Raw genomic sequence first — 19,654 nt, forward strand, 5'->3', positions numbered from 1 at the left:
TTCAGGCGGCCCGGGTGCCGGCGACGGACTCCAGTTCCGTCAGCGATTCCTCGAGATAACCGAGCATGCGCTGCACCCGCGGCACCGACCGGCGGCAGGCAACGATGCCGAAGTCGAGATTGCCGGCATAGCTGACCAGCGTAATGCTCATCGCCTGACCGTGGACGACGATGTTCATGGGGTAGATGCCGTCCAGCGGCGCCCCGTTCCAGTACATCGGCTGCTTCGGTCCCGGCACGTTCGAGATCACCAGGTTGTAGGCCGGGAACCAGTTCGCCGTGCCGAGGAAGTTGGTGAGCAGCATGGGCGAGAAGGCGACGGCCGTGAACAGGCTGGCGGCCTCCGGCGAGAGGGTCGCGTACAGATCCTTGCCTGCCTGCATCGAGGCCTGGATGGCCCGCAGGCGGCGCTCCGGATCCGGGACGTCCGTGGCGAGGCTGGTGATGATGAAACCGATGGCGTTGGCCGAATCGATGTCGCCGCCCGTGCGCACCGAAATGGGCGCCAGCGCCTTCAGCGGGCGGTCCAGCGACTCGCCCTGGGACTCGTGATAGCGCCGCAGGGCGCCGGCGCACATCGCCAGCACCACGTCGTTCAGCGTGGCACCCAGTGCCCTGCCCACGTCGTACACCCGGTCGAAGGGCCAGGAGTCCGCCACCAGGCGCCGGGAGCCGGAAATCTTCTGGGTGAGCAGCCCGTGGGGCACCCGGTGCCACGGCGCCGCCAGCCTGCCACCCATGCCCAGCCACACCTGGCCGTAGCGGCGCAGCCCGCCCAGCACGTCCGCCGTGACGCCGAGCTGCTGGCGCAGCGCCCCGGCCACGGCCTTCAGGTCCGTCGGCGAGGGCGCGCCGGCGCCGCTCTCGCTGCCGATCCGGTGCTTGTAGGTCTCCCAGGCCTGCAGCGACAACGGCGAGTAATCGACGTGGCCTTCCGGCGAGGCCGACAGCATGCTCTGCATCAGGTGCACGCCCCGGGTGCCGTCGATGGCACAGTGATGCACCTTGAAGTACGTGGCGAACTGGCGCTTCTTCAGGCCCTCGATCACGTACATCACCCACAGCGGCCGGTTGCGGTCGAGCAGCGTGCTGTGCAGACGCGAGGCCAGCGCGAACAGCTCCCGATAACGGCCGGGCTTCGGCAGGGCCGCGTGGCGCACGTGGTATTCCATGTCCATGTGCTCGTCGGGCACCCAGTGCCGCACCAGGCCCGTCCTGCCGAGCAGGCCGGGGTCGAGCCGCTCGCCGAACGGCGGCAGCAGCGGGTCGTCGCGGCGCAGTATGGACAACAGCTCCTTCATGTAGCCGCGCTGCGAGACACCCTTCGGCAGCGTGTAGACGTTCAGCGCGCCCACGTGCATGGGCGTCTCCCGGTTCTCCGCCAGCAGGAAGTTGCTGTCTGCGATGCTCAGCCTTCTCATCTCGGCTCCCGTCCCTTGCTCTCTGTCCGGCGCCCTCTTGCAACGCCCTGTTCGATACTGTATTCCTCGCAGCAATAACAAGAAAGCGTGATGCCTTTCGTTGCCACGGCGGCGGAGCGACTCGCACACTGTGAACGGCACACTGCAGGTATCACCCTGCCGCCGCCCCCGGCGGCCCTGGAGATCCCGGAGACCCCGAATGTCGACAGCGCGCTGGCGCCACACCCGGGCCCTCGTCGCCCTCGCCCTCTGCTTCGCCGCCACCGCCGGCGCGAGCGAGAACTTCCCGCGCCCGGCGGGCCTCGAGCCGGACATCGCATTCTGGACCCATATCTACACCGGCGTGTCGAGCGACGGCGGCGTACTGCACGATTCCCGCAACCTGGCCGTGCGCTACGAGACGCTGGACTTCGACGGCCGCAGCCGCGGCGCCCGCTACCGGGAGATCCGCGAGCGCCGCGATCACTACCGCCGCATCCTGGAGCGACTGGCCGGCGGCAAGCGCAACGGTCTCTCCGCCGAGGAGCGGCGCGTGCTGGCGCTGTGGCCTGAGGACGTCAGCAACCAGCGTCTGGCGCAGGCGGCGCGCGAGGTGCGATTCCAGCTCGGCCAGTCGGACCGGTTCCTGGCCGGGCTGCGGCGCTCGGGACGCTACCGCCCCTACATCGAGCAGGTGCTGGCCCAACGGGGGCTGCCGGAGGAGCTCGTCGCCCTGCCCCACGTCGAGTCCTCCTTCAACCCGGAGGCTTACTCCAAGGTGGGTGCCGCGGGCATGTGGCAGTTCACCCGCTCCACCGGCCGGCGCTTCATGCGCATCGATCACGTGGTGGACGAGCGGCGCGATCCCTTCCTCTCCACCGTGGCGGCGGCGCGGCTGCTCGAGAACAACTACGCCGTCACCGACAGCTGGCCGCTGGCGCTGACCGGCTACAACCACGGTGTGGCCGGCATGCGCCGGGCAGCCCGCCAGCTCGGCACCCGGGACATCGAGACCATCGTGCGCAACTACCGGGGGCGCGCCTTCGGCTTCGCCTCGCGGAATTTCTACGTGGCCTTCCTGGCGGCGCTGCAGGTGGATCAGGAGCCGAAGAAGTACTTCGGCGACGTCGCCTTCGAGCCGCCGGAGCGGCACGAGCTGCTGACGGTGGAGCACTACACCAGCGCGCGGGGCCTGGCCGGCGCGCTCGGCATCGGCGTGCGTGAGCTCGAGCGGCACAACCCCGCCCTGCAGCACACGGTCTGGAGCGGCAACAAGCACATCCCCAGAGGCTTCACCCTGCGCCTGCCGGCCGGCGCATTCGGCGGCGATGCGGGGACGGTGCTTGCGGGACTCGGCCCGGAAGCGGTCTTCCCCAGCCAGCTGCCGGACGTCATCCACACGGTCGCCCGCGGCGACACGCTGTCCGGCATCGCCACCTTCTACGACGTCAGTGTCTCCGACCTGGTCGCCATGAACGGCCTGCGCAGCCGGCACCATATCCGGGCCGGACAGGTCCTGCGGCTGCCCACGGACGAGGACACCGCCCGCCTGGCCGCCGCGGCCGCCAGCGCGCCGCCGACCGCCGAGGCCCCGGCACCGGCCGGCCGCGGCAGCGGCGCCCCCGGCTACGACACCACCCTGGTGGCGGCCGCCCTCATCGGCCCCGAAACCACTGGTCCTGGACCGATAGGCCCCGAACCCGTGGGCGGCGCCGGGGACTTGCCGGAAGACGAGGCCGGCACCGGCCTGGCCACGAGCCAGACCGTGCTGGCGGCGGATCCGGCCGACTACTCCGTGGCCGGGGACGGCACCATCGAGATCCAGGCCATGGAGACCCTCGGCCACTACGCGGACTGGCTCGGCATCCGCACGCAGCGACTCAGGGACGCGAACGGCTACAGCTTCCGCCGCCCGGTACGCATCGGCGACCGGCTGCGGCTGGTGTTCGAGGACGTGGACCGGCAGGCCTTCGAGGAACGGAGGCTCGCCTATCATCAGGACCTGCAGGAGCGCTTCTTCCGCATGTACCGCATCCGCGACGCGGTGGCCCACCGGGTGCGGCGGGGCGAGTCGGTATGGCTGCTCGCCCGCCGCGATTACGACGTGCCGGTGTGGCTGCTGCGCCAGTACAACCCGGACCTCCAGCTCGACCGGGTGCAGCCGGGCATGAGCATCCAGTTCCCGGTGCTGGAGCGCCTGCAGGATTCGGGCGACGTCCTGCAGATCGCCGACGCCGAGCGATAGCGGCGTCGATTCCGGATCAGGCCGAGCGGTGCTCCGGCTCGCGGCCCAGCAGGAAATCCCGCAGCGCGCGCATGCCGCGGCCGAAATCCTCCTGCAGCAGATACAGGCAGGGCACCAGGAACAGCGTGATGACCGTGGCGAAGATGATGCCGAAGCTGAGCGAGATGGCCATCGGGATCACGTACTGGGCCTGGGTACTGGTCTCCGCCATGATGGGGGCGAGACCCGCCGCCGTGGTGAGCGAGGTCAGGATGATGGGCCGGAAGCGCTGCTGCGCCGCGTCCTTCACCGCCTGCAGCCGTGCGATGCCCTCGGCGCGGGCCCGGTTGACGAAGTCGATCAGGATCAGGCTGTCGTTCACCACCACGCCCGCCAGCGCGATGATCCCGAACAGCGAGAACATGCTGATGGCCTCGCCCATGACGATGTGGCCGAGCACCGCGCCGATGAGCCCGAACGGGATCACCGACATGATGATCAGCGGCTGGGAATAGGAACGCAGCGGGATGGCGATCAGCGCATAGATCAGGAAGAGAGCCGCGATGGATGCCACCGAGATGTTGCGCACGAAGTCGCGCTCCTCCTGGCTCGCGCCCTCGAGGCCGTAGGTCACGCCGGGATAACGCGCCAGCAGGTCCGGGATGTACTCCTCGCTGATCTCCTCGATGATGGGCCCGGGCTCGACCCGGCCCGGGTCGATGTCCGCCGACACCGTGATCGTGCGCTTCCTGTTCAGCCGGGTGATGCTCGAGTAAGCCTCGTCGAACTCGATATCCGCCACCGAACGGAACGGCACCTCGGCGCCGTCGGGAGTGCGGATGCGCATGTTCTCCAGGTCCGCGACGGAGCGCCGCTCCTCCTCGGGATAGCGCACCATCACCTTCAGCTCGTCGGTGCCACGCTGGATGCGCTGGGCCTCCTCGCCGTAGAACGCCTGACGGACCTGGCGGCCGAGGGATGCCATGTTCAGCCCGAGCGCCTCGGCCTCGGGCCTGATGGACAGCCGGATCTCCTTGCCGCCGGAGCTGGCGGAGTTACGGATGTCGAAGACGCCCTCGTACTCGGCCAGCTTCGCCTGCAGTTCCTCCGCCGCGGCCTCCAGCGTCTCGTAATCGCTGCCGGAGAGACCGAAACTCAGCGGGGCGCCGCCGCCGATGTGGTCGCCGGTCATGAAATCGAGTTCCTTCATACCGGGGATCTCGCCGACCTTCTCCCGCCACATGTCCGCGAAAGTCTCGGCATCGAGCGGCCGGTCCTCGCCGCGGAACAGTTCCACCACCGCGACACCGCCCGTCTCGCCGCTGGTGAACATGCCGATCCGCTCGATGGGCTCGGGGTCGCCCGGATTCGCCGCGGTGTACTCCTCGTTGATCTCGAACACGGCGTTCTCGATGCGGTACAGGGCCGCATTGCGGGCGTCCGGCGACGTGCCTCGCTGCATCTCGAGCCGGGTCTGGACGAAGTCACCGGGCACCTCGGGGAACAGCACCGTGCGCACGATACCGCTCTGCATGACGCCGAAGGTCAGGATGAGGATGGCCACGAACACGGCCGTGCTGATGCCGCGATTGCGTACCGCCCGGTCCAGGAAGGGCAGATATTTCGTGTCGACCAGCCAGCGCAGGCCGTGCTGCGTATGGCGCTGCAGTTTCTGGAAGAAGCGCGGCACCCGCTCGCGCCAGTGGATGTGGCGCTGGGGCCGGAACAGGTCGTCCTCGTCGATGGGCTTGATGTTCGCGTTGGCGAGGTGAGCGGGCAGGATCAGCTTGGACTCCACCAGCGAGAACAGCAGGCACAGGATCACCACCACCGACATGGCCTCGAAGAACGGCCCGGCGAACCCGCCCACGAACAGCATCGGTGCGAAGGCGGCGATGGTGGTCAGCACGCCGAAGGTGGCGGGCACCGCCACGCGTTTCGCCCCGGCAATGACGTTGTCCAGCGTGTGGCCGTCCGCCCGGGTCTTGGTATAGATGCTCTCGCCGATGATGATGGCGTCGTCCACGACAATGCCGAGCACGAGGATGAAGCCGAACAGGCTGATCACGTTCACCGTCACTGGCCAGGGCATGTGCGGCATCAGCCACAGCGCGCCGAAGAAGGTGACCGGGATACCGACGATGACCCAGCCCGCCACCTTCATGCGCAGGAACAGCGACAGGATCAGGCAGACCAGGATCGCGCCCTGGAACATGTTCTTCAGCATGAGGTCGAGGCGGTCCTGCAGGTAGTAGGCCCGATCCACCCACACTTCCATGTCCACGCCGTCCGGCAGGGACGCCCGTTTCTCCTCGACGTAGCGCTTCACCGCCGCCGCGGTCTCCAGCTCGTTCGGGTTGCCGCTGGCCAGCACCCGCAGCACGGCGGTGCGCTCGCCGTTGAAGTGAGCGAAGCCGTCCGTCTCCACGAAGCCGTCGTCGATGTTGGCGATGTCGCCGAGCGTGAGCCGGGTGCCGTCGGGGTAGGTGCGCAGGACGAGCTGCGCGAACTCCTGCCCCGTATACACCTGACCCTCGGTGCGCAGCAGGATGTCGCCGCCCTCGGAGCGGATGGCGCCGCCGGGCATGTCCACGGAGGAGTCCCGTATCGCCTGGGAGATCTCGCTCATCGTGAGGCCGTATTTGCGCAGCACGTATTCGGAGACCTCGACGCTGATCTCGTAGTCCCGGTCGCCGAGAATCTGGATCTGGTTCACCGCCGGCAGGCGCATGAGCTCGTCGCGGACCTCCTGGGCGACCTCCTTGCGCATGTAGGCATCCATGTCGCCGAAGATCGAGAGGAACACCACGTGGATGGGGAACTCCTCCTTGTAGATCACCGGCTTCTCGGCGAGGGCCGGGAATGTCGCGATGGCGTCGACCTGGGTCTTCACCTCGCTCAGCACCTCGTTCAGGTCTTCGCCCTGGGCCACCTCGGCGCGCACGGTGCCCATGCCCTCGGTAGCCGTCGAGCGGATCTCGATGATGCCGTCGATGTCCTGGATGGCCTCCTCGATCTTGATCACCACCCCTTCCTCGACCTCCTGGGGAGCGGCGCCGAGGTAGGGGACGCGGACGATCACGGTATCCACCTCGAAGTCCGGCGTGGTCTGCTTGCGGATGGTGAATGCGGAGACGATGCCGAAGGCGATGATCAGGAACATCAGCAGGTTCGCCGCAACGTGGTTGCTGGCGAACCAGGCGATGATGCCCTTATGATCAGTGGTCTGCTTCGGTCTGCTCATTGCGCGCCGCCCTGCTGTTCCGCGCCGGCGGCGAGACGCTCTCTCTCGGCGCGGTCGCCGGCCTCGGTCCGCACGCGCATCCCGTTGATGGGCGACTCGAGCGCCGTCAGGGTGATGCGCTGGCCCTTCACCGAGTCACTGTGCAGGTAGGCGTACTCGGCGTCGGCGCGGATGATGTCGACGGAGCGAATACGCAGGCGGCTGTCCTCGTCGACGAACAACAGCTGGTTGTTCGCCCGCAGCGCCCGCCGTGGCACGCGGATGATGTCGTCCATGGTGACGCCGTCGATCTCCGCCGCCACGAACGTGCCCATGGGCAGGGGCATGCGCTCGTCGTTGCCGGCCTCCAGGCCGTACGGATCCTGGATCCGGGCCACGGCGTAGGTAACCCGGTTGGTCTCGTCCACCACGCCCTCGGTGCGCACGATGCGCGCCTGCCAGCTCTCCGCGCGGCCCTCGCGCACGGCGGTCAGCCGCACGGGCGGACCCTCGACCGCGCCGCCCTCGGTCAACTCTCCAGGCTCGGGCAGGTCCACGAACGCGAGGTCCTGGTCGGTCAACGGCAGGCGGATCTCCGCGTAATCCGTGGCGAAGGTGACGGCCAGCCGCGTTCCGGGCGTCACGTACTGGCCGAGGTCGGCCTCCTTGGCCCGCACCATGCCGTCGTAGGGCAGCGTGATGCGGGTGCGCTCCAGATTCCGCTTCGCCCGGGTCAGCTCGGCCCGGGCGGTGGCCAGCGCCGCCGCCGCGGAGGCGAGGTCCGCTTCGGCGCGGTAACCGCTCAGCCGCAGCTTCTTCGACCCGTCGTACTCGATCTCGCGCTGTGTCAGCAGCGCTTCCGCCTGCTCCACGGCCGCCCGGTAGTTGGTGGGGTCGATGCGCAGCAGTTCCTCGCCCTTCTCGAAGACACCGCCGGCGACGAACTTCGGCGAGATCCAGACGATGGGCCCGGAGACCTCGGCGCTCAGCACCGTCTCCGTGCGCGGCCGGACGGTGCCCTGGGTGGTGACCCGGAAGTCCACCGCGGTCTCCTCCAGCGGCATCACTTCCACCAGCGGATCGATCTCCGCGACCTCCCGGGTCTGCGGCGGCGGCTTCATCCGGGACATGAACAGCGTGCCGCCCACCGCCGTGGCGAGGATGGCGACGATTACGGCAAAGCGGAGTATCTTTCGTTTCATTGGTAACTGTCGGTTCGCGAATTGCCACTTAATCTGCCGGCGATCATTGCAAGAGCCGCCGGACTCGGTGTTATAGTCAACTATATCACCAAATCAGTCAAGGCCTCCGGCGTCTGCGGCCAGAAATTCGATGCCGGCGGGGGCAAATCGTTCATTACATCGCATCCCTGCGCGGCGGGGGAATCCGGGCAGCCCGCAAGACGGGCCGGCCACGCGGCGCCATAATTGGGGGCCATCCGGCAGAAATCCAGAGCCGGCGGCAACGCCGGCAGGAGGGGAGCACATGCACCGCTACCAGGCAGACGTCATCGTGATCGGCGGCGGCATCGCGGGCATCGCCGCCGCGTGGGAGGCCCTGGAGCGAGGGCGGCGGGTGCTGATCCTGGACCGTGATGCCGAGGAGAACTTCGGCGGCCTGGCGAAGGAGAGCTTCGGCGGCATCTGGTTCGCCGACTCGCCCCTGCAGCGCAAGCACCGCATCCGCGACAGCCAGGCCCTCGGCCTGGACGACTGGCTGGCGTTCGGCGAACTCGGCGCCGACGATCACTGGCCCCGCGCCTGGGCCGAGGCCTACGTGGAACGCTCGGTGCCGGACGTCTACGAATGGCTCACCGGCCTGGGCGTCGATTTCATGCCGATGCCGCTGTGGGTGGAGCGGGGCCTGTACGTGCCGGGCAACTCGGTGCCCCGCTGGCACATCGTCTGGGGGACCGGGTACGAACTCGCCGTGGTGCTGGCCGGAAGGCTGCTCGACCACCCGCGCAAGGAGCGCCTGGAGTGCCGGTTCGGCCATCGGGTGGGTACGCTGACGACCCACGAAGGGCGCGTCACCGGCTGCCGCGGCCGCACGGAGGACGGCGGAGAGGCGTTCGAGGCCACGGCGGAGTCCGTCGTCATCGCGGCCGGCGGCATCAACGGCGACCTGGAACGGGTGCGCCAGAACTGGCACGCGGACTGGAGCGACCCGCCCGAGGTCCTCCTGAACGGCTCCCACAAGTACGCCGACGGCATGCTGCACGATGCGGCCGCCACCCACGGCGCGGCCATCACCCACCTGGACTGGCAGTGGAACTATGCGGCCGGCATCCCGCACTGGAAGCCCCGCAAGCCGCATCACGGCCTGTCGCTGGTGCCGCCGAAATCCGCCCTGTGGCTGAACTGGCGGGGCGAGCGCATCGGCCCGCAGCCGCTGGTGACCGGCTACGACACCCACGACCTGGTCGCACAGATCTGCAGACAGGAGCGGGCCTACTCCTGGCAGCTCCTGAACCGGAAAATCGCGCTGAAGGAGCTGGCCATCTCCGGTGCCGAGTTCAATCCGTCGTTCCGCGACAAGAAGCGGCTCGCCGTGGCCCGCGACCTGCTGCGGGGCAATCGCTGGCTGTTCGACGAGCTGGTCGCGAACTCCCCGGACTTCCTCGTCGCCGACACGCTCGAAGGGCTGGTGGCGCAGATGAACGAGCTGGTCGGGGATGGCTCGGTGGAACTCGATGCGGTCGCAGACGCGGTGACCCGTTACGACCGCCTGATCGACCTCGGGCCCCGTTTCCACAACGACGACCAGCTGCGCCGCATCGCCTTCGCCCGCCGCTGGACCGGCGACCGGCTGCGCACCTGCAACGCGCAGAAGATCGCGGATCCGAAAGCCGGCCCGTTCGTCGTGATCCGGGAATTCATCATCTCGCGCAAGAGCATGGGCGGCCTGCAGACGGACCTCGATTCCCGCGTGCTGGACGCCTCGGGGCAACCGATCCCCGGCCTGTTCGCCGCCGGCGAGGCGGCCGGCTTCGGCGGCGGCGGCATGAACGGCAAGCGCGGCCTGGAGGGGACCTTCCTGGGCGGCTGCCTGCTCGGCGGCAGGTTCGCCGGCCGCGCGGCCTGACCGGACCCTGGCCGTCGGACCCTGGCCGCCGGTTCCTGGCAGCCGGTTCCTGGCAGCCGATCCTTAGCCGATCGTGTGGCGCTTCAGCGCCCGGCCGATGTAGCGCACCTTCTGGCGGAACGGGAAGCGTCCCAGGTTCACCTTCACCACGCCCTCCGTGAAGACACTCTTGCGCGAATAGTCGATGTTCACATCCACGATCACGGGCCGCCCGTCGGCGGCGATGGCCAGCGCCTCGCCGATCACCCGGTCCACGTCGCCGTCGTTCGCCATCGTCAGATAGGCCGCCCCGGTGGCCGTCGCGACGCCCTCCACTTTCAGGTCGCCGATGACCGTGCAGGTCTTCTCCTTCAGCGGCAGCGACTGGAACTGGGAGATCTGCGCCAGCTCGCCGTCGTGGAAGACGAAGAAGATGGCGCCGATGCCGTTGCTGGCTGCGGTCAGTATCTCCAGCGCCGTCATCATGAAGGCGCCGTCGCCGACGATGGCGCAGACCTGCTTGTCCGGATGCGCCAGCTTCACGCCGATGGTGCCGGGCACGCAGTAGCCCATGCAGTTGAAGTCGGTGGGCGAGATGAGATGCCTCGACTCGTACACCGGGAACTGCTCGGCGGTGAGGAAGGTGTGGTTGCCGTCGTCCACCACCACGTAGCAGTCCCGGTCGAGCTGCTCGCGCAGCGAGCGGAAGAAGATACCGGGGCTCACCTTCTCGTCGCTGGTCTTCGCCCGCCAGCTGGCGAAGAAGGCCTCTTTGTCTTCGCGGATGCCCTGGCGCAGTTCGTTGTGCGCCACGGGCGTCTCGCGCCGCTTCTTCAGCTCGTCACGCAGCGCCTGCATGAACTTCGCGCCGTCCGCCTCGACGGCGACGGTGGCGGGATAGTTCTTGTCGAATACCCGCGGGTCGATATCGGCGTGGATCAGCTGCTCCGGTATCTCCATGCCGTAGCTGCCGGTGGCGAGCTCGGCGAAGCGCACGCCCACGGCCAGAAGGCAATCCACCTTCGCGAAGGCGTTGCGGGCCGCCGGCACCGCGGAGGGGCCGAAACCCATGCCGGTGTGCAGGGCGTGGTCGTGGGGGAACACGCTGATGCCCTGCATCGTCGTCGCGACGGGCGCGCCCAGCAGGTCCGCGATCTCCACGCTGTATTCCGTGGCCTCCCGCGCGCCCCAGCCGAGGTAGAGACCGGGCCGCTCCGCCGCCAGCAGCATCTCCGCCGCCCGCTCCACCAGGGCGGCATCGGGCCGGGGCGGCTCGTACGAGGGCTGGTAGGGCTGCGGCTCGTCGACGTCGGCCGTGAACATCTGCACGTTGCTCGCGATCTCCACGAACACCGGCCCGGGCAGGCCGGAGGTGGCGATCTCTGCCGCCTCGTAGATCTTCGGTACAACGTCCTCATGCCGGTCCACCAGGAAGGCTGCCTTGGTGATGCCGTCCAAGACCTGCTGCTGATCCAGCTCGTGCAGCTGGTAATGCCGGCCGGAGTCGCGCCGGATGCCGCCCGAGATCACCAGCAGCGGCACGCCGTCCAGATACGCCTCGCCGATGCCGCTCATGGCGTGGGTCATGCCGGCGGCGGGCACGATCACGAGGCAGCCGATGGAGTCCGAGACCCGGCTCCAGGCCTCGGCCATGAAGCTGCCGCCCTGCTCGTGGGTGACCAGCACCGGCGTGATCTGCTCGCTGCGGTTCAGCTCGTCGTAGATCTCGGTGTTGTGCACACCGGGCACGCCGAAGGTGTAACGCACACCGATATTCTCCAGGGCTCTCGCCGCCAGCCAGGCGCCGCTGCGTTTCATGTCCGCTCTCCGTTGATCACATGGTTGATCACAGGCGTCCGGGTGTCGGGCGCAGGTGGTAGTCGAATCCCCGGCCGTTCAGCCGCGCGTTCATCCAGAGTATCAGCATACCCTCGATCTCACGCGCGTAGCGCGCCGGCCCCACATCAAGCGCCTCGAGACCGAGCTCGCGGACGAGCTCGGCGACCCGCGCCTTGGCCCCGGCATCGTCACCCGCCAGCGGGATGGTCACCGGCCCGCCCGCGATGGACGGATCCGCCATGGTCTGCCAGGAGAGCGTGTTGAACGCCTTTACCACCCGCGCGCGCGGCGCGGCCGCCTGGATGCGCTCCGTGATGGAGTCGTCGATGGTCCGCACCGCCAGCCGCTCGTCGGTGAAGCGGAACGGGTTGGTGGGATCGATGACGAGCTTGCCGGCCAGATCGCCCAGGCTCTCCGTCACCTCGACCGCCACTGCGGCGGGCACGGCCAGGATCACGATCTCCGCCGCCGCCGCGGCGCCGGCCGGGGACGCCGCGGAGGCCTCGCCCGGCGTGCTCTCGACGAGTTCGCGCACCCGTTCCGCCTCCGGCGTCCGCGAGCCGTAGACCACCGTATGGCCGAGCGCGGCGAGCCGCGGACCCAGCGCGCCGCCGACGTCGCCGGTGCCTATGACGGCAACGGTGGCGGCCTGCACGGGCGCACCCGCAATGAGGAATATTGCAGTGATCACTTTGAAAAGCTGTGGCATCGTCACCATCCTGTTTGCCTGTACCGTGTAGGAGGGCCTTCAGGCCCGACCGCGTTTCGCGCCTGAAGGCGCTCCTACAAGGTGCCTGTAGGAGGGGCTTTAGCCCCGATTGTTTAATGAATCGGGGCTAAAGCCCCTCCTACGAGGCCCTCCTGCATGATAGCCCGAGGCCGACCGAGAGCCATTGATGTTTCCGCTACGCGACGAGAATCCGCACTTCCTGACGCCCTATGCGACCTGGGGGCTCATCGGGCTGAACGTGCTCGCCTGGGTGCTGGTGCAGGGCCTCGGCACGGAGCCGGCGCTGTCGCGCTCCATGTGCAACCTGGCACTGATCCCCGGCGAGGTACTGCAGACGGCGGCGCCCGGCACCCGGGTGCCGCTGGGGCCGGGCATCACCTGCGTGCTGGGCGACAGCTCCACGTGGTACACCACCATCACGTCCATGTTCCTGCACGGCGGCTGGTTCCACCTGATCGGCAACATGTGGTTCCTCTACATCTTCGGCAACAACGTCGAGGACTCCATGGGCCACGGGCGCTTCGTGATCTTCTACCTGCTGTGCGGCCTCGCGGCGGCGGCCCTGCAGACCGTGTTCGACCCTGACTCCACCATCCCCATGGTGGGCGCTTCCGGCGCCATCGGCGGCGTCATGGGCGCCTACATCCTGCTGTATCCGAAGGTACGGGTGCACATGCTGATCGTGTTCGGCTTCTACATCACCACCATCGCCGTGCCCGCCGTGTTCATGCTCGGCTACTGGTTCCTGCTGCAGCTGATCAGCGGCTTCAGCACCATCGGCTCCCAGGGCGGCGGCGTCGCCTTCTGGGCCCACGTGGGCGGTTTCGTCGCCGGTGGGCTGCTGATCCTGCTGTTCCGCGACCCGCGCCTGGTCAAACGCCATCCCAACCACGGCTGGAAGCCCCGCGGCTGAGTCACCGTCCGGTCGGGAAAACTCCGCCGGCGCCGCAGCCGGCGACGAGCGTCGGGGATTGAAAGGGCGCGGCCGCGGCACCATCTCTGCGTTCCGGAGGCAACCATCATCCCTGTAACGCAGTGAACGAACGCAACCAACAGACCGAACCCCGCGCCGAGGAGGAAACCACGGAATCCCGCGTCCCCGAGGACGTGCTGCTGGTCCTGCCCGTGCGCAACCTCATCGTGTTCCCCGGCGCCGTGACCCAGGTGGCGCTCGGCCGCGAAATCTCCATCGCCGCCGCGCAGGAGGCCGTGAAGAACGATCGCAAGCTCGGCCTGGTGCTGCAGCGCGATCCCGCCGTGGACGAGCCGGGTCCGGAAGACCTCTACCAGGTGGGCACCGTCGTCAGCGTGGTGCGCTATATCACCGCGCCCAACGGCATGCACCACCTCATCTGCCAGGGCGAGGAGCGCTTCCGGGCGCTCGACTTCGTCCCCGGTCTGCCGTTCATGGCGGCACGCTACGACACCATCCCTGAGCCGAAGGGCACCAGCCCCGAGGCCGAGGCCCTGGCGAATCACGTCAAGCAGAAGGCCGGCGAGCTGATCCAGCTGCTGCCCCAGGTGCCGCCGGAGCTGCCGACGGCGCTCGCGAGCATCGAGTCGCCGGGACTGCTGGCCGACCTGGTCGCGGGCCTCATCGACATCAAGCCGGCGGAGAAACAGTTCATCCTGGAGACCGTCGAGGTGCGCGAGCGCCTCGAGCGGCTGGCGGAGTTCCTGACCCACCGACTGAAGGTGCTGAAGCTCTCGAAGGAGATCGACGAGCAGACCCAGGACAAGATCGACGAGCGCCAGCGTGAATACCTGCTGCGCGAGCAGCTGAAGACCATCCAGAAGGAGCTCGGCGAGGACGAGGGCGCGCCCGAGGCGGAGGAGATCGAGCGGGCCATCGACGAGGCCGGCATGCCGCCGGAGGCCGAGAAGCAGGCCCGCAAGGAGCTGAAGCGCCTGAAGGCGATGCCGGAAGCCGCGGCGGAGCACTCCATGATCCGCACCTACCTCGACTGGCTGACATCCGTGCCCTGGTCGAAGGAGGACGAGGAGAACATCGACATCGCCCGGGCCCGCGATATTCTGGACGAGGATCACTACGGCCTGGACAAGGTGAAGCGCCGCATCCTCGAGTACCTGGCGGTGCGCAAGCTGAACCCGACCGGGCGCAGCCCCATCCTGTGCTTCGTGGGCCCGCCGGGCGTCGGCAAGACCTCGCTGGGCCAGAGCATCGCCCGCGCGCTGGGCCTGGAGTTCGTGCGCGCGAGCCTCGGCGGCGTGCACGACGAGGCCGAGATCCGCGGCCATCGTCGCACCTACATCGGTTCCATGCCCGGCTCCGTCGTCCAGAGCATCGTCAAGGCGGGCACCCGCAACCCGGTGTTCATGCTGGACGAGATGGACAAGCTCGGCGTGGGCTTCCACGGCGACCCGTCGTCGGCGCTGCTGGAGGTGCTGGACCCGGAGCAGAACTCCACGTTCAAGGACCATTACCTGGACGTGCCCTTCGACCTCAGCAAGGTGCTGTTCGTCGGCACGGCCAATGTGCTGGACAACATCCCGGGACCGCTGCGCGACCGCATGGAGGTGATCGAGCTGCCCGGCTACACCCAGGAGGAGAAGCTGGAGATCGCCCGGCGCTACCTGGTGGGCCGCCAGCTCGAGGCGAACGGCCTGAAAGCCGAACAGGCCGCCATCGACGACGATGCCATCGAGAAGCTGATCGACGGCTACACCCGCGAGGCGGGCGTGCGCAACCTGGAGCGCCAGATCGGCGCGGTGCTGCGCCATGCCGCGATGCAGATCACCGAAGGCACGGCGGACTCGGTGCACGTGACCGCGGACGACCTGCAGTCGATCCTGGGCGCGCCGAAGTTCGAGAGCGAGGTGGCCCTGCGCACCAGCGTGCCCGGCGTGGCCACGGGTCTCGCCTGGACCCCGGTGGGCGGCGACATCCTGTTCATCGAGGCGAGCCGCATTCCCGGTCAGGGTAAGCTGATCCTCACCGGCCAGCTCGGCGACGTCATGAAGGAGAGCGCCCAGGCGGCGCTCAGCCTGAACAAGAGCCGCGCGAACCGGCTCGACGCCGCCGTGAAGGAGTTCGAGGAGAACGACATCCACATCCACGTGCCGGCAGGCGCCATCCCGAAGGACGGGCCCAGCGCCGGCGTGGCGATGTTCGTCGCCCTCGCCTCACTGCTGAGCGGCCGCAACGTGCGCAAGGACGTGGCCATGACCGGCGAGATCAGCCTGCGCGGACTGGTGCTGCCGGTGGGCGGGATCAAGGAGAAAGTGCTCGCGGCGCTGCGCGCGGGCATCAACACCGTGCTGCTGCCTGCACGCAACCGCAAGGACCTGGAGGACGTGCCGGAATCCGCCCGCGAACAGCTGGAGTTCATCTGGCTGGAGAACGTGGACCAGGCGCTGGAGGCAGCGCTGGAACCGGAAGGCGCGGAAGACAAACCGCAGGCGGCCTGAACGGGCGTGTAGGAGGGCCTTCAGGCCCGATTTTTTAAAGGAATCGGGCCTGAAGGCCCTCCTACCGGCCCTCCTACATTATTCCTCGTCCAGGAATTCGTCCTCGAAGAAGTCGTCCATCGGCGGATTGCCGTCGTAGATGAGGTACTCCCGGCGCTGCAGGTAGGAGCTGCGGACGAAGAGATAGGGGTCGTTCGACGCCTCGATCTGGGAATCGACGGAGAGCAGCCGGGCGCGCATATCGACGATCTCCAGCACGAACAGCTTGTCCCGGATGGCGGACTCGTCGATGTAGTACAGGCCGTTGAAGCCGATGTCCGCCGGCCGCGAGATCGCGTCGCGCAGCGTCGCCGGCCCCAGGAACGGCAGGACCACATAGGGTCCGGCCGGCACGCCCCACACGGCCAGGGTCTGGCCGAAGTCCTCGTTGTGCTCCTCCAGCCCGATGTCCGAACCCACGTCGATCAGCCCGCCGAGCCCGACCGTGCTGTTCACCAGCAACCGGCCGGTGTCCGACAGGGCGGCCCCCGGCTTGCCCTGCAGCAGGTTGTTGAAGATGACGAAGGGATAACCGAGATTGCCGAAGAAGTTGCCGACGCCCCGGCGTACCAGGGACGGCGTCACCTTCCTGTAGCCCTTCGCCACCGGCTTCAGCAACACCCGATCGAAGGTGTCGTTGAACTGGTAGGTCACCCGGTTGACCGGCTCCAGCGGATCCGGGGTGGCGCCGGGGTATTCGGGTTGCGACGCGCACCCACCCAGGAACGGGACCAGGAGGACGGTCAGCAGGAATGGGCGGACCAGGCTCTGCCGGCAGGGCTGCATAGGGTGGCTCTCAAGGACTGTCGGGTTCTCGGGCTGCTCGCCGGATCGGGACGCTGCGACGCGCACCGGATCCTGCAGCGACTCGTCGGGACTATAGAAGGCCGATGGCGGCATAGTCCAGTCCGACGCCGGATATCGTCCGAAACCCGGCTGCCCGCCCCCCCCGGGGAGGACGCCATGGTGGATTACCGACATCGACAGCCCCGGCGGCTTTGCCGATAATCGCCGCGGCCGCCGGAGTAGACCATGTTCCATATCGTCGATACCGATATCTTCGACCGTCCGCTGCTGGACGAACTCTGCGAACTGACCACCGCGGTGCGCACCGTCGCCAAGCCGGCCGAGGGCGCCCGCTTCCTGCAGCACCTGCTGCCCACCCGGCGGGCCATGCTCTACTTCACCCAGCCGAGCACCCGTACCTTCCTGTCGATGAACAACGCCTGCCACGTGCTCGGCATCCGCACCAGCGAGATCCGCAACCCGGAGGTCTCCTCCGAGGTGAAGGGCGAGACCTTCGAGGACAGCATCCGCACCTTCAGCTCCTACGTGGACCTGATCATCATGCGCACGCCCGAGGCCGGTTACGCCGCCCGCGCTGCCGCCCTGATGAACAGCATTCCGCGCCCGGTGCCCATCATCAATGCGGGCAGCGGCAAGGACCAGCACCCCACCCAGGCCCTGCTCGACATCTATACCCTGGAGCGCAGCTTCGAGCAGCGGGGCGGCATCGACGGCAAGACCATCGGCATGATGGGCGACCTGAAACGCGGCCGCACGGTGCGTTCGCTGAGCCGGCTGATGCGTTACTACGAGGGCGTGAAGCTGATCTTCATCGCGCCGCCGGCCTACGAGATGGAACCGGATATCAAGGATTTCCTCACCGAACACGGCGTCGAGTTTCACGAGACCCGGCGCCTGCACGAGATACTGCCCGAGCTGGACGCCCTCTATGTCACCCGCATGCAGTTCGAGCACGACGTGGCGGACGAGTCCTCCGGCGTAAACCTCGCCCCCTTCACGGTAGGGGAACGGGAGCTCGGCCTGATGAAGAAGGACACCGCCGTCATGCATCCGCTGCCGAGGGGCCCCGAGATCCAGCCCGAGGTCGACCGGGACCCGCGCGCGATGTACTGGCGCCAGGAGAGAAACGGCATGTGGATGCGGGTGGCGCTGATGGCGAAGATCTTCGGCGTGAGCGATCTCATCACCGAGGCGTTGCCGAAATACCGCGACGCCTGAGGGCTCACTCCTCGCGGATCTTTCCGCCGCCGTGCTGGCCGGCCTCCGGCTGCAGACTCCAGCGATCCGGCCGCGCGGCGTCCCATTCGTCGCGCATGCCGCGGGGCAGGTCCCGGTCCTCGAGCAGCTGCCCCGGCTCCAGGAAGTCGTAGAGTTCCTTCATGTTCCGCACCCGCAGGTCGTCGACCCGGCGGAAGATGTGCTCCGGGCGCAGGTCACGGGGGTCCGTGAAGCCCATGGCGCCGAGCAACTCCAGCATCCCCTTCAGCGTCTCCCGGTGCCAGCGAGCGACCCGGCGGCTCTTCTCCTCCACGTGCAGTCCGTAGACCAGGGACGGCTTCTGGGTGGTGATGCCTGTCGGACACAGGTTCGTGTTACAGCGCAGGGACTGGATGCAGCCGAGCGCGAACATCATGCCGCGCGCCGAGTTGCAGGCGTCCGCGCCCAGTGCCAGGGCGCGGATCATATGGAAGCCCGTAAGGATCTTGCCGCTGACGAACAGCCGGATGTCGTCGCGCAGGCCGGCGCCCACGAGCGCAGTGTGTGCGAGTATCCAGGCATCCCGCCCGGGCATGCCGACCGAATTCGAGAACTCCAGCGGCGCGGCGGCGGTGCCGCCCTCGCCGCCGTCCACCGTGATGAAGTCGGGCTTGATGCCGGTCTCCAGGATCGCCTTGCACAGGGCGAAGAAGTCGCTGCGCCGGCCGATGCAGAGCTTGACGCCGACCGGTTTGCCATCGGCCAGCCGGCGCAGCCGGGCGATGAACTCCATCAGGCCGGCCGGCGTCGAGAACTCCCGGTGGCTCGGCGGCGAGAACACGGTCTCGCCGACCTTCACGCGGCGGATGGCAGCGATCTCCTCGGTCACCTTGACGCCGGGCAGGATGCCGCCGTGGCCCGGCTTGGCGCCCTGGGAGAGCTTCAACTCGATCATGCGCACGCTCTCCCGCGCGGCCTGGCTGCGGAAGAGTTCGTCGTCGAAGCGTCCGTCCCCCGTGCGGCAGCCGAAGTAGGCCGTGCCGATCTGCCAGACCAGATCGCCGCCGGGCTCGAGATGATAGGGAGACAGACCGCCCTCGCCCGTGTTGTGCAGAAAACCCTCCGCCTTCGCCGCCCGGTTGAGCGCCAGGATGGCGCGGCCGGAGAGCGAGCCGTAGCTCATGGCCGAGACGTTCAGCAGCGAAGCCGCGTACGGGCGGGTGCAATCCGGGCCGCCCACCGTCACGCGGGGCACCTCCGCCGGCGGCTCCAACGCGGCGATGGAGTGCTCGGCCCACTCGTAGCCGACCCGATAGACGTCGCGCTGGGTACCGAAAGGCTGCGTCTCCAGATCGCCCTTGGCCCGCTGGTAGATGACGCTGCGGAATTCGCGCTCCACGGGGTAGGCATCGATATTCGACTCGATGAAATATTGCTGGACCTCCGGCCGCACGCCCTCCAGCAGATAGCGGAAGTGGCCTATGAGCGGGAAGTTTCTGAGGATGGTGTGCCGCGTCTGCAGCGCGTCGCGCAGCCCCAGCGCTACGAGGGGCAGCACGGGCACGAGCGCCCATAGCGCACCGGGCCAGCGCAGTGCCATGAGGCCGATGACCGTAAGCACCGTCAGGGACAGGCCGTAGAACCAGTTACGAACCATGGGATCTCCTCGGCGGTCGGAGTGCCCGATGCTGGCGCGAGTCCGTC

Annotated in this window: 12 protein-coding genes; 5 read left to right on the forward strand and 7 right to left on the reverse strand. The window is 68.1% G+C overall.

Translation table 11 applies throughout. The features are described 5' to 3' along the window. Position 1 precedes the first annotated feature (1 nt). Positions 2–1,420 (reverse strand): WS/DGAT/MGAT family O-acyltransferase, encoded by a 1,419-nt coding sequence (locus tag ACJMK0_RS01000; RefSeq protein WP_405234950.1) that lies wholly within the window; start codon positions 1,418–1,420, stop codon positions 2–4. A gap of 199 nt (positions 1,421–1,619) precedes the next feature. Here ACJMK0_RS01000 and ACJMK0_RS01005 point away from each other — a divergent pair, with 199 nt between their 5' ends. Then, on the forward strand, positions 1,620–3,644 hold the full coding sequence (locus tag ACJMK0_RS01005; RefSeq protein ID WP_405234951.1) for a LysM peptidoglycan-binding domain-containing protein: 2,025 nt from the start codon (positions 1,620–1,622) through the stop codon (positions 3,642–3,644). 16 nt (positions 3,645–3,660) lie between these two features. Here the strand turns inward: ACJMK0_RS01005 and ACJMK0_RS01010 are convergent, their stop codons facing one another. Together ACJMK0_RS01010 and ACJMK0_RS01015 are read right to left on the reverse strand one after the other, a co-directional pair. Beyond that, on the reverse strand, positions 3,661–6,867 hold the full coding sequence (locus ACJMK0_RS01010) for an efflux RND transporter permease subunit (RefSeq protein ID WP_405234952.1): 3,207 nt from the start codon (positions 6,865–6,867) through the stop codon (positions 3,661–3,663). Beyond that, positions 6,864–8,048, reverse strand: a complete 1,185-nt coding sequence (locus tag ACJMK0_RS01015; protein ID WP_405234953.1) for an efflux RND transporter periplasmic adaptor subunit — start codon at positions 8,046–8,048, stop codon at positions 6,864–6,866. The genes ACJMK0_RS01010 and ACJMK0_RS01015 overlap by 4 nt, the downstream gene beginning before the upstream one ends. Before the next feature lie 283 nt (positions 8,049–8,331). Here ACJMK0_RS01015 and ACJMK0_RS01020 point away from each other — a divergent pair, with 283 nt between their 5' ends. Continuing rightward, positions 8,332–9,930: an FAD-binding dehydrogenase gene (locus ACJMK0_RS01020; protein ID WP_405234954.1), complete on the forward strand. Its 1,599-nt coding sequence runs from the start codon at positions 8,332–8,334 to the stop codon at positions 9,928–9,930. A gap of 63 nt (positions 9,931–9,993) precedes the next feature. Here the strand turns inward: ACJMK0_RS01020 and ACJMK0_RS01025 are convergent, their stop codons facing one another. Both ACJMK0_RS01025 and ACJMK0_RS01030 read right to left on the reverse strand, forming a co-directional pair. After that, entirely contained in the window at positions 9,994–11,727 is a 1,734-nt protein-coding gene (locus ACJMK0_RS01025; protein ID WP_405234955.1) for a thiamine pyrophosphate-binding protein, read from the reverse strand. Positions 11,728–11,755: 28 nt separating this feature from the next. Beyond that, positions 11,756–12,457: an NADPH-dependent F420 reductase gene (locus ACJMK0_RS01030; RefSeq protein WP_405234956.1), complete on the reverse strand. Its 702-nt coding sequence runs from the start codon at positions 12,455–12,457 to the stop codon at positions 11,756–11,758. A 187-nt stretch (positions 12,458–12,644) separates the two neighbouring features. On the opposite strand from ACJMK0_RS01030, the gene ACJMK0_RS01035 reads away from it, so the two are divergent. Then, a complete protein-coding gene (locus ACJMK0_RS01035; RefSeq protein ID WP_405234957.1) occupies positions 12,645–13,391 on the forward strand; it encodes a rhomboid family intramembrane serine protease in 747 nt (248 codons plus the stop codon). Positions 13,392–13,513: 122 nt separating this feature from the next. After that, positions 13,514–15,907 (forward strand): endopeptidase La, encoded by a 2,394-nt coding sequence (lon, locus tag ACJMK0_RS01040; protein WP_405234958.1) that lies wholly within the window; start codon positions 13,514–13,516, stop codon positions 15,905–15,907. A 78-nt stretch (positions 15,908–15,985) separates the two neighbouring features. Here the strand turns inward: lon and ACJMK0_RS01045 are convergent, their stop codons facing one another. Further along, entirely contained in the window at positions 15,986–16,846 is an 861-nt protein-coding gene (locus ACJMK0_RS01045; protein WP_405234959.1) for an MlaA family lipoprotein, read from the reverse strand. A 132-nt stretch (positions 16,847–16,978) separates the two neighbouring features. Between ACJMK0_RS01045 and pyrB the strand changes: the two genes are divergently transcribed. Then, positions 16,979–17,971 (forward strand): aspartate carbamoyltransferase, encoded by a 993-nt coding sequence (pyrB, locus tag ACJMK0_RS01050; RefSeq protein WP_405234960.1) that lies wholly within the window; start codon positions 16,979–16,981, stop codon positions 17,969–17,971. Positions 17,972–17,975: 4 nt separating this feature from the next. On the opposite strand, the gene ACJMK0_RS01055 is transcribed toward pyrB, so the two are convergent. Further along, the gene (locus ACJMK0_RS01055) at positions 17,976–19,607 is read right to left on the reverse strand and encodes an FMN-binding glutamate synthase family protein (protein ID WP_405234961.1); all 1,632 of its coding nucleotides are present in this window, start codon (positions 19,605–19,607) and stop codon (positions 17,976–17,978) included. Positions 19,608–19,654: the final 47 nt, after the last annotated feature.

The sequence above is a fragment of the Lentisalinibacter orientalis genome, from assembly GCF_040706535.1.
Taxonomy (GTDB): domain Bacteria; phylum Pseudomonadota; class Gammaproteobacteria; order Steroidobacterales; family Woeseiaceae; genus Lentisalinibacter; species Lentisalinibacter orientalis.

Excerpts from the sequence above, each read along its gene's own strand:
- ACJMK0_RS01015 (WP_405234953.1), bottom strand. The coding sequence starts at position 8,048 with ATGAAACGAAAGATACTCCGCTTTGCCGTAATCGTCGCCATCCTCGCC.
- ACJMK0_RS01035 (WP_405234957.1), top strand. The coding sequence starts at position 12,645 with ATGTTTCCGCTACGCGACGAGAATCCGCACTTCCTGACGCCCTATGCG.
- ACJMK0_RS01045 (WP_405234959.1), bottom strand. The coding sequence starts at position 16,846 with ATGCCGCCATCGGCCTTCTATAGTCCCGACGAGTCGCTGCAGGATCCG.
- ACJMK0_RS01030 (WP_405234956.1), bottom strand. The coding sequence starts at position 12,457 with ATGCCACAGCTTTTCAAAGTGATCACTGCAATATTCCTCATTGCGGGT.
- ACJMK0_RS01000 (WP_405234950.1), bottom strand. The coding sequence starts at position 1,420 with ATGAGAAGGCTGAGCATCGCAGACAGCAACTTCCTGCTGGCGGAGAAC.
- ACJMK0_RS01020 (WP_405234954.1), top strand. The coding sequence starts at position 8,332 with ATGCACCGCTACCAGGCAGACGTCATCGTGATCGGCGGCGGCATCGCG.
- ACJMK0_RS01055 (WP_405234961.1), bottom strand. The coding sequence starts at position 19,607 with ATGGTTCGTAACTGGTTCTACGGCCTGTCCCTGACGGTGCTTACGGTC.
- ACJMK0_RS01010 (WP_405234952.1), bottom strand. The coding sequence starts at position 6,867 with ATGAGCAGACCGAAGCAGACCACTGATCATAAGGGCATCATCGCCTGG.
- ACJMK0_RS01005 (WP_405234951.1), top strand. The coding sequence starts at position 1,620 with ATGTCGACAGCGCGCTGGCGCCACACCCGGGCCCTCGTCGCCCTCGCC.
- ACJMK0_RS01025 (WP_405234955.1), bottom strand. The coding sequence starts at position 11,727 with ATGAAACGCAGCGGCGCCTGGCTGGCGGCGAGAGCCCTGGAGAATATC.
- pyrB (WP_405234960.1), top strand. The coding sequence starts at position 16,979 with ATGTTCCATATCGTCGATACCGATATCTTCGACCGTCCGCTGCTGGAC.